Source organism: Microbacterium sp. NPDC078428 (assembly GCF_044542535.1).
Taxonomy (GTDB): Bacteria; Actinomycetota; Actinomycetes; order Actinomycetales; family Microbacteriaceae; genus Microbacterium; species Microbacterium limosum.
This window is the reverse complement of sequence record NZ_JBITUP010000011.1, coordinates 1-13373: the sequence shown is the minus strand read 5'-3', so window position 1 is coordinate 13373 and position 13373 is coordinate 1. Positions and strand designations below refer to the sequence as shown.

The window sequence follows — 13373 nt, the reverse complement described above, 5'->3', positions numbered from 1 at the left end:
CGCGCGAACCCCGGGGTGGCCGCCGCACCGTGCGGCGACCACCCTGCGGCTCAGGTGTCTGCGCCGTGGCGGGTGAGCAGCGCCTGGGTGGTGTCGCTGCGGACGCTGTCGAAAAGGGAGTAGAAGGCGTCCTGGACGGTGCGGGCCGCCTGGGCGAGGGCGTCCTGGGTTTCCTCGTCGCTGAGCGCGTGCAGGGTGCGCCGCTGCACGGGGGTGAGGTGCGGGTCGTCCTCCCAGTCCGCTTTGAGCGCGGTCAGACTGTCCAGCACTGGGTAGTCGCTGCGCTCCGGGGTCACAGTGTTCGTGTGCTCGAGGGCGATCACGTCGGCGGGGCCGGTAATGAGGGTCGCGCCCTGGTCTCGGATCAGCACGTGGCATCCGACCGAGGAGGCGGAGGTGAGCGGGCCGGGAACGACGCCGAGGGGCCTGCCGAGTTTGGCCGCGTACTCGGCGAGGCGCAGGGTTCCGGAGCGGGCACCGGCTTCGACGATCACGATGCGGTGCGTGAGGGCCGCGAGCAGGCGCGAGCGGCGCTGGAACCGCCACCGGGTCGGTGCGAGAGTCGGCGGGGCTTCGGAGAGGAGGAGACCTCCAGCTCGCACGATCCGGTCGAACAGGTCGTGATGCCCTGACGGATAGGGGCGGTCGAGGCCTCCGGCGAGTACCGCGATCGTCTTTCCGCCTGCGGTGAGAGCGGCGCGGTGGGCGTCGCCGTCGATGCCGTAGCTACCGGATGCGACGATCACATCCCCGTGAGCTGCGAGACCTTCCGTGAGTTCCGTGGTGACGTACGCTCCGTAGCCGGTGGCGGCACGGGCGCCGCAGATGCCGGTGAGCCCGGGCTCGGTGAGGAGCTCGTGGTCGCCGCGTGCGAACAGGACGATCGGGGCGGCGTCTCCGAGATCATTCACCTGGTGCGGCCAGCAGTGGTCTGCGGGGGTGATGACGGTGAGGTCGGCGTCGCGTATCGCCTGGAGGATCCTGGTGGTGTGCTCGGTCGTGAGCAGGGGAACGGCGCGGTCTCTGAGGCGTGTGAGGACGGCGAAGTCCGTGTGCGGGAGGCTTGCGGCGTCGGTGAAGAGGAGGCGCAGCAGGGTGATGGCGCCGTGGGTGCGGATGAGCCTGCCGAGGTCGATGTTGCCGGGTTCGATCGCGGCGGCGAGCAGAATGCGGGCGGTGCGCTCAGGGTCGACGCTGAACGGGATGCTGGCCGGGTCGGGTGCGGGTGTGGTGGTCATGACGGTTCCTGTCTGTCGGAGTGCTGGTGGGGGTGGGCCGGGGCGGTGTCGCCCCGGCCCGGAATGGTGCGGGGTTAGTCGCGGACGGCGGCGCAGTCAGCGGCCCACGACGTCCACTCGGCGGAGGCTTCGCTGATCTCCTCGACCACGCGGGTGTGGAGGTCGGCCAGGACGTTCCGGTTGAAACGTGCGGTGGGTGCCGGGGCACCGTCGATGGCGGGGAGGGTGCGGGTGTCGCTGTCGGCTCCGAAGCTGAGCGACATGCGGCGGGTGTACCCGTCGGCGTGCTGCCGGGTCGCCGTGGCCCGGTAGCCTCGGCCCTTCCAGTGACTGGTGGAGATGTCCAGCTCGATCCGGGAGCCGTCCTCCCGCTCCACGACGGTCGTGGTGCTGTGGAGGGTGCGACCGTCTTCGGAGGGGGTCGGGCGGGTGAACGCGATCGTGGTCGTGGTCATGGTGGTTCCTTCGATTCCGGAGTGGGGCCGGGCGGCTGGTTCCGCCTCGTGGTGCCCCTTCCTGCTTTTCCGGGCTCGTGGGCGGGGGTGCTGTGTCAAGGCCGAAGAACGAAAAGTCCTCGTTCAACGGCCACGCCTGTGGGGTGAGACTCGGGGAGGAGTTTTCGTGTGCCTTGACGCGGCGCCCACGGCCGCGAATCATCTCGTCCGTCTGTCCCGGCCGCGCGGCGGCCGGGAGTGCATGAGCGCTGTGGAGACCCGTACCGGTGCCGCACGCCTCAAACGAGGTGCCTGGGTAGCTCCTGCAGTGCCGAATAGAGTGGGTGGGGTGACGTTGCCGTTCTTCTATGACGGGCCGGATGGGCCGCTCACGCGTCGCGCCTCCGACGCTGTCTGCGGCTGCCGGAGGCGGTCCGGTCAGCGTCCTCGGTCACGGTGCCCCTCCGCTTCCTAACGGAGCAGCATGTCTCAGCGCATAGCCGCAGACTGGGTCAGGTCGTCACCGTGGTTCTGGTGGAACGCGGGGCGGGAGTGTTGACGAACCGGCACGGACGGCATGAGGTGCGCGGCGGAGACATGGTGGTGTTCGAACCCGAGGCGGAGTTCCACTACACCCCGGCCCGACCGCTGCGGATCAGCATGATGACGATCGACCCGGATCTGCTGCTGGATGCGGTCGGCTGGCTACACGCGCGCCGCTCGCTTGCGGGCCGCGCCCGGGTGCGGGCGATCGCGGTGGCGCTGAGCCGCCCGGTTATGGTGTTGCATCCCGCGCCTGGTGAGGCGGCGCGTGTGCGGCGGATTCTGCATGCGGCGATGCGGCTGCAGGGTGAGGACGGGAAGAGTTTGGATCGCAATCCGTTCCCGCGCATGTTGACGCTCGCGTCGCAGCTGATGGAGGTCTTGGATCCGCTGGTGGTGCGGGATCATCCGCACCGTCTGTTCGCCGAGCAGCTGCGGGCGGCGGCGACCCTGGAGTTGCCGGTGGTGCAGCATCCCGGGGTGCGGCGCGCGTTGGAGTTCGTGGCGGCGAGGCCCCCGCGGGCATGGACGCTGCAGAGTCTTGCGGAGGCGGCGCTGCTGTCGCCGGGCTACTTCGCCCGCGTCTTCGCAGCGGAGGTCGGTTCGTCTCCCAGACAGTTCCTCTCGGAGCGTCGCCTGACCGAGTTCATCGTCCTCATCCATACCTCGACTCTTACCGTGAGTCAGGCCGCGCGGAGGGTGGGGTGGGCGTCGGTGAGTCACGCGATCAACGCGTATCGGAAGCACACCGGAACAACACCGGCGAAGGCTCGCGCCGGACAGGCGGCGAGTATCGCTGATGCGGTGATTGTGCCCGGTGAGCGGAGGATTCCGCCGCCCGGCATTGAGTTGATTCAGCGCTGACTGGTAGGGCTGGGATTCTCTACCCTCTGGGGCGCTGCAGGCGTTCGCCACTGTTCCGTAGCGGGTGGAGGCGCCGGCGCACCTGACGGACAGGGAGGACACGGAAGATCGTGCTCCGGCCTACCGGAAGGACGATGCTATGACCCTCTCGCTGGAACCGCCGCCGCTCGCACGGTCCACGGTCATGCGCCGAGGAGACATGGAGCGGGTCGGACATCTCCTTCATCCTGGCACAGGCTCCACCGTTCGGAGCAGCCGTGAGTGAGCAGGCGCGGGGACCGGATCTGCTGGGCGCGGCTCTCGACTACGCACGTGCCGGGGTTCCCGTGTTCCCGTGCGTACCGCTGGGGAAAGCACCGCTGACCCATCAAGGGTTCAAGGACGCCAGCACGAATCCGGCGCAGATCCACCGCTGGTGGCAGTGGCAGCCCGAGGCGAACATCGCCCTGGTCACCGGGGCGGCACGCTCCCGGATCGACATCCTCGACATCGACGTGCACCCGGGCGGTGACGGCTTCGCGGCGCTCGAGCAGGTGGAGCAGGCGGGGCTGATCGACTCGTGGCAGCGGATCGTGCGCTCGCCGTCTGGCGGCCTACACGTCGTGTTCCCCTCGAACCCGTCGCCTGAGCAGCGCAGTTGGGCGGTGCCGAGCGCGCACGTCGACTTCCTCGCCAACGGCAGCTACGTCCTCGCTCCCCCTTCCCGAGTACGCACCCGAGACGGGACGGTGCGCTCATACGAGGTGGTCGCCACCGGAGCGCGTCCGGCCCCGGTGGAGGGGTGGCGGCTGGAATCGGTGCTGCGGCCCGCCCGCACGGTTCAGCTCGAGGCGACAGCGGGGCCGCAGCGCTCCGGGCAGGGGCCGCGATGGGATGCGGAACGTTTGGCGGACTGGATGGCAGGGCGGCCGGAAGGGAACCGGAACCGGTCGCTGTTCTGGGCTGCGTGCCGCCTCGCAGAGACGGGGACGGTGTCGACGCAGCAGTGGGAGACCCTCGCGCAGGGTGCTGTCCGGGCGGGGCTGCAGGAGCTTGAGGCGGTGCGCACGATCCAGTCTGCGCAGCGCTCTGCCCGACTCGCAGCCCCCGTAGCCAGCGGCGGGGTGGGTGCCGGAGAGCAACGGATCGCGTTATGACCGCGGTGCTGCAGCGACAACCGACTGGGAGGTGGGCGGTCGGTGTCGCCCGGGCTGGCACCGCGCTGATCGACGTGTGCGCGTTCTGGCTGTCGGCGACCACGCTCACCGATCTCGCCCGGCGCGCGGGGATCGACCCGGTGCAGGCGTGGATGTGGCCGGTGATCGTCGACGGCATGATCGTCGTCGCCACGGTCGCGATCGTCGCCCTGGCCCGGCACGGCCCCCGGGCGACCGTGTACCCGTGGGCGCTGCTGATCGCGGGGGCTGCGGTGTCGGTGACCGCGAACTGCATGCACGCGCTGGTCGCTACCGATTCCGATCTGCCGCCGATACTGGCCGCATCGGTCGCCGCGGTGCCACCGCTGGTACTGCTGGCGGCCACGCACCTCACGGTGCAGCTCGGCCGCCGCCTCACCACCGCACCGTCTCCCATCACACCCGACCACCCGGTATCGCCGACCGGTGCGGTTGCTCTGCCGGTCGAGCGCACGAGCAAGGTGATACCTCCCGTGACCGCCCCGGTAGCAGTGAGCGCTGACGCCCGCGGATCGAGGCCCGATCACCCGGTGTCCGCGGCTGCAGCAACGACTCCGTCCGCATCCCGCCCAGGAGCTGACCCGCCCGCGGCGACCACGCCTGCCGACGCGACGCGCCCCGGCGGCGGGTCGGGCTCGGATGCAAGAGACCAGGCCGTGGAACAGGCGATCCGATGGTCTCGGGAGGGGATCTCCAACCGGACGATCGCCTCCCGGCTCGGTGTGCATCCCTCCACCGTCGGCCGATGGCTTGCCCCCGCCACCGCACCTGATCCCGCAGAGGAACAACACCCCGACACCGACACCGACACCGACCTCGATCCGCCCGCCCCGACCCAGGAGGAACCATGACTGACCCTGACATCACCGATCCCCACGCGACTCCGCCTGCGGAGTCCGCAACCGCTCCCCCTGCCGCAGGTGAGAAGCCGGAGCAGGATGCGGAGAGCTCGTGGATGCTGCGACGCCACCTCGATCCATCGCTGAACCCGGACGATCCGCTCGACGAGACAGTGTCCGCGCATGCGGGAGAGGATCCGCGCGCCCGCATCGAGTGGGTGCGCCCCACCGACCTGTTCGCACGAGTCTCCGCCAGGGCGAGCGAGCGCGGGGTGGAGTGGAACAAGCGTGCGCACGAGTGGGCGCGTGAGAACGCCCGCGCCGCTATCGCCGACTCTCGCGCAGCCGGTGCGCGGCTTGGCCACTCGATCACCGCGCGTCTGACCCGCACCGGGGCGGAACCTGCAGCACAGGAATCGGTTCGCCTGTGAACGGCACCTGACCCCCGCCCCTCCCATGCCCGGCACTGTCGCAGGGCTTGGGAGGGAGCACCGGGGCACCTCCCCGCAAGGGAGGAGCGAGACCATGACCACGACACAGCACCCACCGCACCTGGAGCCGCACCCGCCGGAGTTCACCACCCCGGAGGGGCTCCGACGCCTGCTGCTGCGCCTCCACGACGCCGGCCCCCACGCGTGGCAGCAGGATCGTGAGGCAGCGGCACTGCTGGAGTATGTGATCGAGAAGTACGGGCGGCTGGCACGCAAATGGCACCGTGACCCCGCCGACGCCGGATACGCGGCATTCGTGGCGATGCGCTCTCGCGGCGTGATCACCGCGACCGACCCGTGGGGTGTCATCACCCGGGCCGTGCAGCGCAGCATCGTGTCCGAGACGATGGGCGACAGGCTGCTGATCTCCGCCGCACGCGCCCGCAAGGGCGGCACCTTCGTCGACGCGCCCACCCGCGCCGGTGACCGCGACTGGCTCTACGACCAAGCACCACTCCCCGACGAAGACGAGTCCGCAGATCCTTGCGACGAGGAAGTGCTGCGGCTCCGGGAGGCGATCGCCGACATCGTCGACCTCCTGATCGGTCTGGGCTGGCCGGGCGAAGCAACCGACATCGCCGTCGACTACATCCTGTCCCGCACCGGAGATGCCGGCAGCCTCAAAAACGCCCGCGAGATCCTCCGCAAAGAAACCGACATGCCCGCCCGATTCGGGCTTCCCGCTACGTGCTGGCCAGGACTCCTCCGCGTCCTCCTGGGAGGAAAGACGCAGCCCGGGCGCCCCACCCGCAAAGGAGTCCTCATCCGGCTCCTCAACTACGACACCATCGACACCCTCCTCGAGGACGATGACCTCATCGTCGAGATCGCGGACGCAGCACCCAGATCAGGGGGCCGTAATGGGTGAGAACTACTTCGAGACCGCCCGCGACATCAATGATCTCGTGCTGGGGCACCGTATCCGTAGTGACTACGGCGACCTGAGTGCGCTCACCGAGTCGATCCGGCTGATCGGATTCGTGCAGCCCATCACGATCACCCCCACCGGCGCGGTCGTCTCCGGAGGTCGCCGCCTGCAAGCCGCCCGCGCCCTGGGCCTCCGCACCGTGGATGTATGGGTGCGCACCGATATCACCAGCGAGCTCGAGCTGCTGCTGGCCGAACAGCAGGAGAACGAGAACCGCAAGCCCTACACCCGCATCGAGCAGGCCCGATTCTTCGACCAGTTGCGGCGGATCTTCGCCGAGGACGCGGCACTGCGGCAGCAGGCGACCCGCTTCGGGGCACCACCTGGTGCACCAGATTCTGGTGCACCAGCACCATCGGCCACTGGGCGACGCACGCACGCGTCCGAGCGGGCGGCAATGGTGGTCACGGGCCGCCGCTCCGACTACACACTCGGGCATATCGTGGAGCTGCTGCAGTTGCAGGCCGACCCGGACCAGTCGGAGCGCGTGCGGCGAGCGGTCGAGGAAGCGATCTCCCTCATCGACCCGTACGGGCCGGTCGAACCGAACTATCTGCGGGTGAAGATCGTGCAGGACACCGAGCAGCTGCAGCTCATCGCGGGTGACGACTCGCTCCCGGCACCGGCACGGGATCTCGCGCATCGGGAGCTGCAAGCTCTGCCTGTCACCGGGAAGCCGTCGCAGGTGAGAGAAGCAGCCCGGCAAGCCCTCCGCCGGGTCACCGCCGCCGAGCAGTCGCCACCCGGCGCCCCGGCAAAGGTCGCAGGTGGGCGCAGCCAGGCGGCGATCCGGATCTACTCGCCTCGCGCGCTGACGGGGATGGTCGCCGAGCTGGACTCCTGGTGGCTGCACTACGACCCGTCCGAGGTGGCGCGCACCCTCACGGACGAGCAATGGGAGCAGCTCACCGACTGGGTGCAGCACACCGTCCGCTTCCTCGAGGAAGCCACCCGGCTGCGCAACAGCGTCGCCGCCTGACCCGCCTTCCGCTCGGCGGGTGGGAGTGGCCGGGCACCTGCGGGTATGGAACCCTCAGCTCGACGCCGCTTCATGATCGTCGTCATCGCCGCAGCCACGATCGGCCTCCTGCTGATCGGCGTCGGCATCTACGGGCTCATCCGCGGCCCCGGCACCTCCGCTGACCCTGCCGACCCTTCCGAGACGTCCGCACCTGGAAGCACCGACCCCGGCAGGGGGCCGGATGCGCTCCCCACGGTGAAAGGGTCTGCGGATCCGGTCGACTACGCACGGGAGATCGCTCAGGCCCTGTTCACCTGGGATACCGCCTCCGGCGTCGACCGCTCCGACTACCTCCAAGTGCTCGCCGACGAAGCCGCACCAGCCGGAGAAGAAGGCAATGGGCTCGTCGCTGACCTGGGGAACTACTTCCCCACCCAGGAGCAGTGGCGGCAGCTGCTCGGCTACGAGACCCGGCAGCAGCTCACCATCGACAGCGCCGAAGTACCGGGATCGTGGGCGCAGATCCTCGAGGACGCCTCCGGCCAGCTGGCCGAGGGAACGGTCGCGGTGACCATCCGCGGAGAACGGCACCGCTCCGGCGTGTGGAACAGGGAAGACGCTTCCTCGAGTCACGAGGTCGCGTTCACCGTGTTCGTGCTCTGCCCGCCCGATGCCGACCGCTGCCACCTGCTGCGCCTGTCCGGCCTGGGCACACCATTGGAGTGAGGCGATGAAGAAGCTCGCGCTCCTGCTCGCCGGGGTCCTGTTCGCGGGCCCAGTGACGGTGCTGGTCGCTCCCGCACTGATCGCGAACCCTGCTGTGCTGCAAGCTGCGGCCTGCACCGTGTCGTCGCTGACCGTGGTCGCCGAGGTGCCCGACGAGCTGGTGGCGACCACCCGTGACGGTGTCCAGGTCGTGCTGAACAAGACGCAGCTCACCCACGCGCGCACCGTGATCCAGATCGGCGCGAGCATCGACGAGGTGGGCCGTGAGGGCGTGATCATCGCGCTGATGGCAGGGCTGACGGAGTCCCGGATGCGGATGCTCGCCAACACCACCTACCCGGAATCGGCCGACTACCCGAACGACGGGGTGGGGTCGGATCATGACAGCCTCGGGATCTTCCAGATGCGGCCGCAGGCCGGGTGGGGCACCGTCGCGGAACTGATGAGCGTCACCTACCAGGCACAGGCGTTCTACGGCGGCCCGAACGGCCCGAACTATCCCTCCCCGCGGGGGCTGCTCGACATCCCGAACTGGCAGCAGCTCACCCGCGGCGAGGTCGCGCAAGCGGTGGAGGTGAGTGCGTTCCCGGATCGGTACGCGAACTGGGAACCGGTCGCCGAAGCGATACTCACCGCCCTCACCGTTCCCTCCTCCAGCGGTGGCGGGGAGGCCCCGGCATCCGGAGATATCGCACCCACGACGCGGATCGTGGTGCCGATGCCCGAGGGCAGCTACGTCAAGACCAGCCCGTTCGGGATGCGCGAGGATCCGCTGCAGCCGGGCCTGTTCCGTATGCACTACGGCACCGATTTCGCCGCGCCCGACGGCACGCCGATCCTGTCGATGGCCGACGGTGTGGTGCTGTGGGCTGGGAATCGGCCCGGGTGGAACAACATCCTTGTCATCGAGCACAACATCGCAGGCGCAAAGGTCGTCACCCTGTACGCGCACATGTGGGATCACGGCTATCACGTTCGCACCGGGGACCGGGTCAGCGCGGGCCAGCACGTCGCCGACGTCGGTTCCGAAGGCTACTCGACTGGCCCGCACCTGCATTTCGAGGTGCATCCCGGCGGGTGGGAATCCCCCGCTGTCGATCCGGATGCGTGGCTTTCCGAGCACGGCGCTGAGGGCGTCACCGACCCGTCTACGAGTGTGCGGAGCTGCACCCGATGAACCCCGGCCACACATACGGAGGGTGCTGATGGACGTGTACCCGGACTTCGGCGCGACCAGCGGCGCCGGCATCCAGGCCGTTCTCGGCGCATTGCTGACGGTCGTGCTGGTCGTGGCCGTGCTGATGATCCTCGTCAGTGCGATCGCCTGGGCCGTCGCGTCCTCCCACGGCAGCCACACCGGCGTCGCGAAAGCGAAAGCCGGGCTCTTCGTGGGGATCGCCGCAGCCGCCCTCGCAGGGGCGGGTGTCGCCTGGCTGAACTTCCTGATCCGCGTCGGCAGCAACCTGTAGCCCGCACCCTCCGGGCTCCCTTCCGCGGGCAGCGACGCTCAGCCCGAGCACTCGGCCGGGTGGAAGCGGGAGGGCACCTCTCGGCATGCGGCCCCGATCAGGGGCACGCACGCTCGATCCCACCGCCCGGAGGCACCCATGACTCTCACCGAATCCGCCTTGTTCCTCGCATCCCTGCCCGCGCAGGTCGACATCACCCCGAACGACTCCGGCCTGCCGGGGATCGCGCAGCTGCGCACCATCGTCGGCGCGGTGATGACCATCGGCCTCGTGCTGGCCGTGCTCGCCCTCATCATCTCCGCGATCGTGTGGGCTGTCGGCGCGAACTCCTCCAACCCGCACCTCGCCGGCCGGGGCAAGACGGGCGTGCTCATCGCCTGCGCGGCCGCGGTGATCTGCGGCGGCGCAGTCACCTTCGTGAACTTCTTCTGGGGTGTGGGCCAGTCCGTATAACAGCCGCCAGGCCAATCCGAACCGGAAGGAGGAAGAGGTATGAGCCTGTGCGATGTGCCCGTGCTGTCAACGGTGTGCGACGTCGTCGGCGACACGGCGAGTTCCCTGGTGACCGCACCGTTCGAATGGCTCGCGCAGGCCATCGGCTCCACCGCGGCCCTCATGTTCGAGGGCGTGTGGGCGGTGTTCGACCAGACCACCCTCGTCGACGTCAGCAGCCCTGGCTATGTCGGCGTGTACAACATCCTCTTCGGAGTCGCGGTGTTCTTCATGCTCGGCTTCTTCCTCATCCAGCTCGTCACCGGACTTGTCCGCCGTGACCCCGGCGCACTCAGCCGCGCAGCTCTCGGACTTGCGAAATCCGTGCTCGGCAGCTTCCTCGTGATCGGCCTCACGGGGCTGCTGCTTGAGATCGTCGACCAGCTGTGCATCGGCATCATCCACGCCACCGGGAACACGCTCGAGGACATGGGCCTCAAGATCGGGGTCCTCGTCGCCGGGCTTACCGGCCTCACCATCGCCTCCCCCGGGGTGGGCGCGATCGTGATGATCTTCTTCGGCACGCTCGCGATCGCTGCCGCCGCGATCGTGTGGTTCTCGCTCCTGATCCGCAAGGCGCTCCTGCTGGTCGCGATCGTCCTCGCTCCGATCGCCCTGTCCGGTGCGGCATGGGACGTAACGCGCGGCTGGTTCGGGAAGTGGATCGGCTTCGTGATCGCCCTGATCGCGTCCAAGCTCGTCATCACCGTCGTGTTCCTCGTCGCGATCACCCAGGTCAACGCACCCATCGACTTTGACCTGGCCGCCCTGTCGGATCCGATCGCAGGGATCGTGCTGATGGCGATCGCCGGGTTCGCGCCGTACATGACGTACAAGTTCGTGTCGTTCCTCGGCTTTGACCTGTACCAGTCGATGAGTGCTGAGCAGGAAGCGAAACAGGCTCTCAACCGTCCGGTGCCTCTTCCCAGCACTCCGAAGAACGCCTCACCGGACTCCGTGCTGAATGACAAAGGCGGAAGCCCACCGCCGGGCGGAGGCCCGCCAGGTGGAGGCCCACCGGGAGGCGGCCCGCCACCGCCACCACCACCAGGCGGTGCGGCGCAGGGGAGCGCCGCAGGGACCGGAACGGGAGCAGCTGCAGGCGGCGGAGCAGCAGGCGGAGGTGCCGCAGCGGGCGGTGCCGCAGCCGCCGGACCCGCCGCCGCGGTGATCGTGGGAGCCCAGGTGGTCAAGGCCACAGCCGAAGCCGGCCCCAAGTTGGGCAACGCGATCGGTGGAGCTGCCACCGACCATGCCGGGGCCGCGCAAGAATCCACGACCCCGCCACCGCCGTCAACACCCACGGTGCCTGCCGCTCCACCAGCACGACACGGAGATGACCCCGGTGGGCAGCAGCCCCCGCCGCCACCGAGAACGTCTCCGCCGCCGGAGACCCCACCGCCAGCACCGTCCGTGAAGCCGTGAGAGAGGAATCGTGATGAGTGACGAGTTCGAGCTCCACCCCGTCAAGTTCTCCCGTGTCTCCCGGCGCGGCATGCTCCTGGGTCTGACTGGGCCGCAGCTGGTGACCGCGAGCATCGCGGTGACGATCCTCGTGTCAGCCCTCTACTTCGGCGGCGGCGAGGCAGTCACCTGGACAAGCCCCGCCTGGGCGTCGGTCGTGGCACTCACTTGGGTGCCCGTCGCGGGCAGACCCGCGATCGAGTGGCTCCCCGTCACCGGGCACTGGGCGGCACGCGTCGCCGCGAAGCAGACCGTCTACCGCAAACGCGTCACCAAACCCCGGCCCGCCGGAACGCTTGCGCTCCCCGGCGACGCAGCGAGCCTGCGCATGCACCTTGACCCAGATAGCGGAGCCGTCATGGTGCACGACCCGCACCGGGCGACCCTCACCGCCGTGCTCGAGGTCAGCCACCCCGCGTTCGTGCTCCTCGACCCCGGCGAGCAAGAGCGCCGCGTGCACGCCTGGGGTCGCGTGCTTGCCACCGCGTGCCGGTCAAACCACGTAGCCCGGCTGCAGGTTCTCGAGCGGACGCTTCCCGACTCGGGAACCGGCCTCGCGCAGTGGTGGAGCAGTCACGGTCATAACGACGGTTCCTGGGTCGCGGGCGTCTACCAGGACCTCATCGACCGGGCAGGCCCGGCTGGGGAGCGCCACGTCACCACCATCTCTCTCGCGCTCGATATGAAGGCTGCTGCCCGTGCGAGCCGATCCGCCGGGCGCGGAATGAAGGGCGCAGCTGCGGTGCTCCGGCAGGAGATGACGACCCTCACCAGCGCCCTGCGCACTGCGGACCTGCGCCCCTCCCCCTGGTACGGGCCCGGGCAACTCGCAGTGATGCTCCGCACGGCCTACGACCCGCAAGTCGCGGCCGCCCTCGATCGCTCCGGCGATCTCGGCCAAGACCTCGCCACCGCGGGCCCGGTCGCCGTCGATGAGCGCTGGAGCAGACTCCGTACCGACAGCGCCTACCACGCCGTACTCTGGGTGTCGGACTGGCCCAGATCCCAGGTCTACCCCGGATTCCTCGCGCCGCTCATGCTCTCCAGCGGGATCCGCCGCAGCTTCTCCCTGATCTGCGATCCGATCCGCTCCGACCAGGCCGCGCGGAGTATCCGCAAGCTCCGCACCGAGTATGTCTCCGACGCCGCGCAGCGCGCGAAGGTCGGGCAGATCGAAGACGCGCAGCAGTCCGCCGAATATCAGGACGTGCTGCGGCAGGAGTCAGACATGATCGCCGGCCACGGCGTGCTCCGCTACACCGGCCTCATCACCGTCTCCGCCGACTCCGAAACGGAACTCGAGCGCGCCACCGCCGCGATCCAGCAAGCGGCGATCCAGGCTTCCCTCGAGACCCGCCTCCTGGTCGGCCAGCAGGCTGGAGCCTTTACGGCCGCAGCACTGCCGCTGTGCCGAGGCATCTAGGTAGAGGACAGTTACGAGGCATCTCGTCTACGAACTCGTAGCCTGGGTTCAGAAGCGGTGGAGGCCTGACATGCGATGGTGCCGCGGTTTGGGGCTCGCAGGAGTAGGCGGCGAGCGGAGCTTGTCGGCTGACCGAGTAGCGACTACGAATGTCATTGCCGGGCCCCAGCCTCCGGGGGTTCTCGGGGTCGATGCGCCTGTATGGGCGCAGCGACGACAGGGCTCTACTGGTTCTGCGGTTTAACGCCCAGTTCCTTGCTGTAGGCGACGCAGGGAAGCTCCACGCCGGAGGGCAGAGTATTGACTGCAGGACGACCATTGCTGTA

General features: G+C 69.1%; 14 protein-coding genes. 12 read left to right on the top strand and 2 right to left on the bottom strand.

The genetic code is table 11. The features are described from left to right. Positions 1-50: 50 nt before the first annotated feature. On the bottom strand, positions 51-1238 hold the full coding sequence (gene dprA, locus ACIGCK_RS14465) for a DNA-processing protein DprA (RefSeq protein WP_396666945.1): 1188 nt from the start codon (positions 1236-1238) through the stop codon (positions 51-53). A 74-nt stretch (positions 1239-1312) separates the two neighbouring features. Then, positions 1313-1693: a hypothetical protein gene (locus ACIGCK_RS14460; protein WP_396666944.1), complete on the bottom strand. Its 381-nt coding sequence runs from the start codon at positions 1691-1693 to the stop codon at positions 1313-1315. A gap of 504 nt (positions 1694-2197) precedes the next feature. On the opposite strand from ACIGCK_RS14460, the gene ACIGCK_RS14455 reads away from it, so the two are divergent. The 12 genes from ACIGCK_RS14455 to ACIGCK_RS14400 all read left to right on the top strand — a co-directional run bounded on the left by ACIGCK_RS14455 (position 2198) and on the right by ACIGCK_RS14400 (position 13047). Next, positions 2198-3079: an AraC family transcriptional regulator gene (locus ACIGCK_RS14455; RefSeq protein WP_396666943.1), complete on the top strand. Its 882-nt coding sequence runs from the start codon at positions 2198-2200 to the stop codon at positions 3077-3079. A gap of 257 nt (positions 3080-3336) precedes the next feature. Next, positions 3337-4215 carry a bifunctional DNA primase/polymerase gene (locus ACIGCK_RS14450; protein WP_396666942.1) on the top strand — a complete coding sequence of 293 codons (879 nt, stop codon included), beginning with the start codon at positions 3337-3339 and terminating at the stop codon, positions 4213-4215. Then, complete coding sequence (locus tag ACIGCK_RS14445) at positions 4212-5105, top strand: DUF2637 domain-containing protein (protein ID WP_396666941.1); 894 nt, start codon at positions 4212-4214, stop codon at positions 5103-5105. Before ACIGCK_RS14450 ends, ACIGCK_RS14445 begins: the two co-directional genes overlap by 4 nt. Further along, entirely contained in the window at positions 5102-5524 is a 423-nt protein-coding gene (locus ACIGCK_RS14440) for a hypothetical protein (RefSeq protein WP_396666940.1), read from the top strand. Before ACIGCK_RS14445 ends, ACIGCK_RS14440 begins: the two co-directional genes overlap by 4 nt. 94 nt (positions 5525-5618) lie before the next feature. Continuing rightward, positions 5619-6452 carry a hypothetical protein gene (locus tag ACIGCK_RS14435; protein ID WP_396666939.1) on the top strand — a complete coding sequence of 278 codons (834 nt, stop codon included), beginning with the start codon at positions 5619-5621 and terminating at the stop codon, positions 6450-6452. Further along, positions 6445-7491 (top strand): ParB/RepB/Spo0J family partition protein, encoded by a 1047-nt coding sequence (locus tag ACIGCK_RS14430; RefSeq protein ID WP_396666938.1) that lies wholly within the window; start codon positions 6445-6447, stop codon positions 7489-7491. Before ACIGCK_RS14435 ends, ACIGCK_RS14430 begins: the two co-directional genes overlap by 8 nt. A 45-nt stretch (positions 7492-7536) precedes the next feature. Continuing rightward, positions 7537-8199, top strand: coding sequence for a hypothetical protein (locus ACIGCK_RS14425; RefSeq protein WP_396666937.1), 663 nt, complete (start codon positions 7537-7539; stop codon positions 8197-8199). A gap of 4 nt (positions 8200-8203) precedes the next feature. Beyond that, on the top strand, positions 8204-9376 hold the full coding sequence (locus ACIGCK_RS14420) for a M23 family metallopeptidase (RefSeq protein ID WP_396666936.1): 1173 nt from the start codon (positions 8204-8206) through the stop codon (positions 9374-9376). 28 nt (positions 9377-9404) lie between these two features. Continuing rightward, positions 9405-9668, top strand: coding sequence for a DUF6112 family protein (locus ACIGCK_RS14415; protein ID WP_396666935.1), 264 nt, complete (start codon positions 9405-9407; stop codon positions 9666-9668). 138 nt (positions 9669-9806) lie between these two features. Further along, entirely contained in the window at positions 9807-10121 is a 315-nt protein-coding gene (locus ACIGCK_RS14410) for a DUF6112 family protein (protein WP_396666934.1), read from the top strand. Positions 10122-10160: 39 nt separating this feature from the next. Continuing rightward, entirely contained in the window at positions 10161-11585 is a 1425-nt protein-coding gene (locus ACIGCK_RS14405) for a conjugal transfer protein TrbL (RefSeq protein ID WP_396666933.1), read from the top strand. 13 nt (positions 11586-11598) lie between these two features. Beyond that, positions 11599-13047, top strand: a complete 1449-nt coding sequence (locus ACIGCK_RS14400; RefSeq protein ID WP_396666932.1) for an SCO6880 family protein — start codon at positions 11599-11601, stop codon at positions 13045-13047. The last annotated feature ends 326 nt before the right edge of the window (positions 13048-13373 follow it).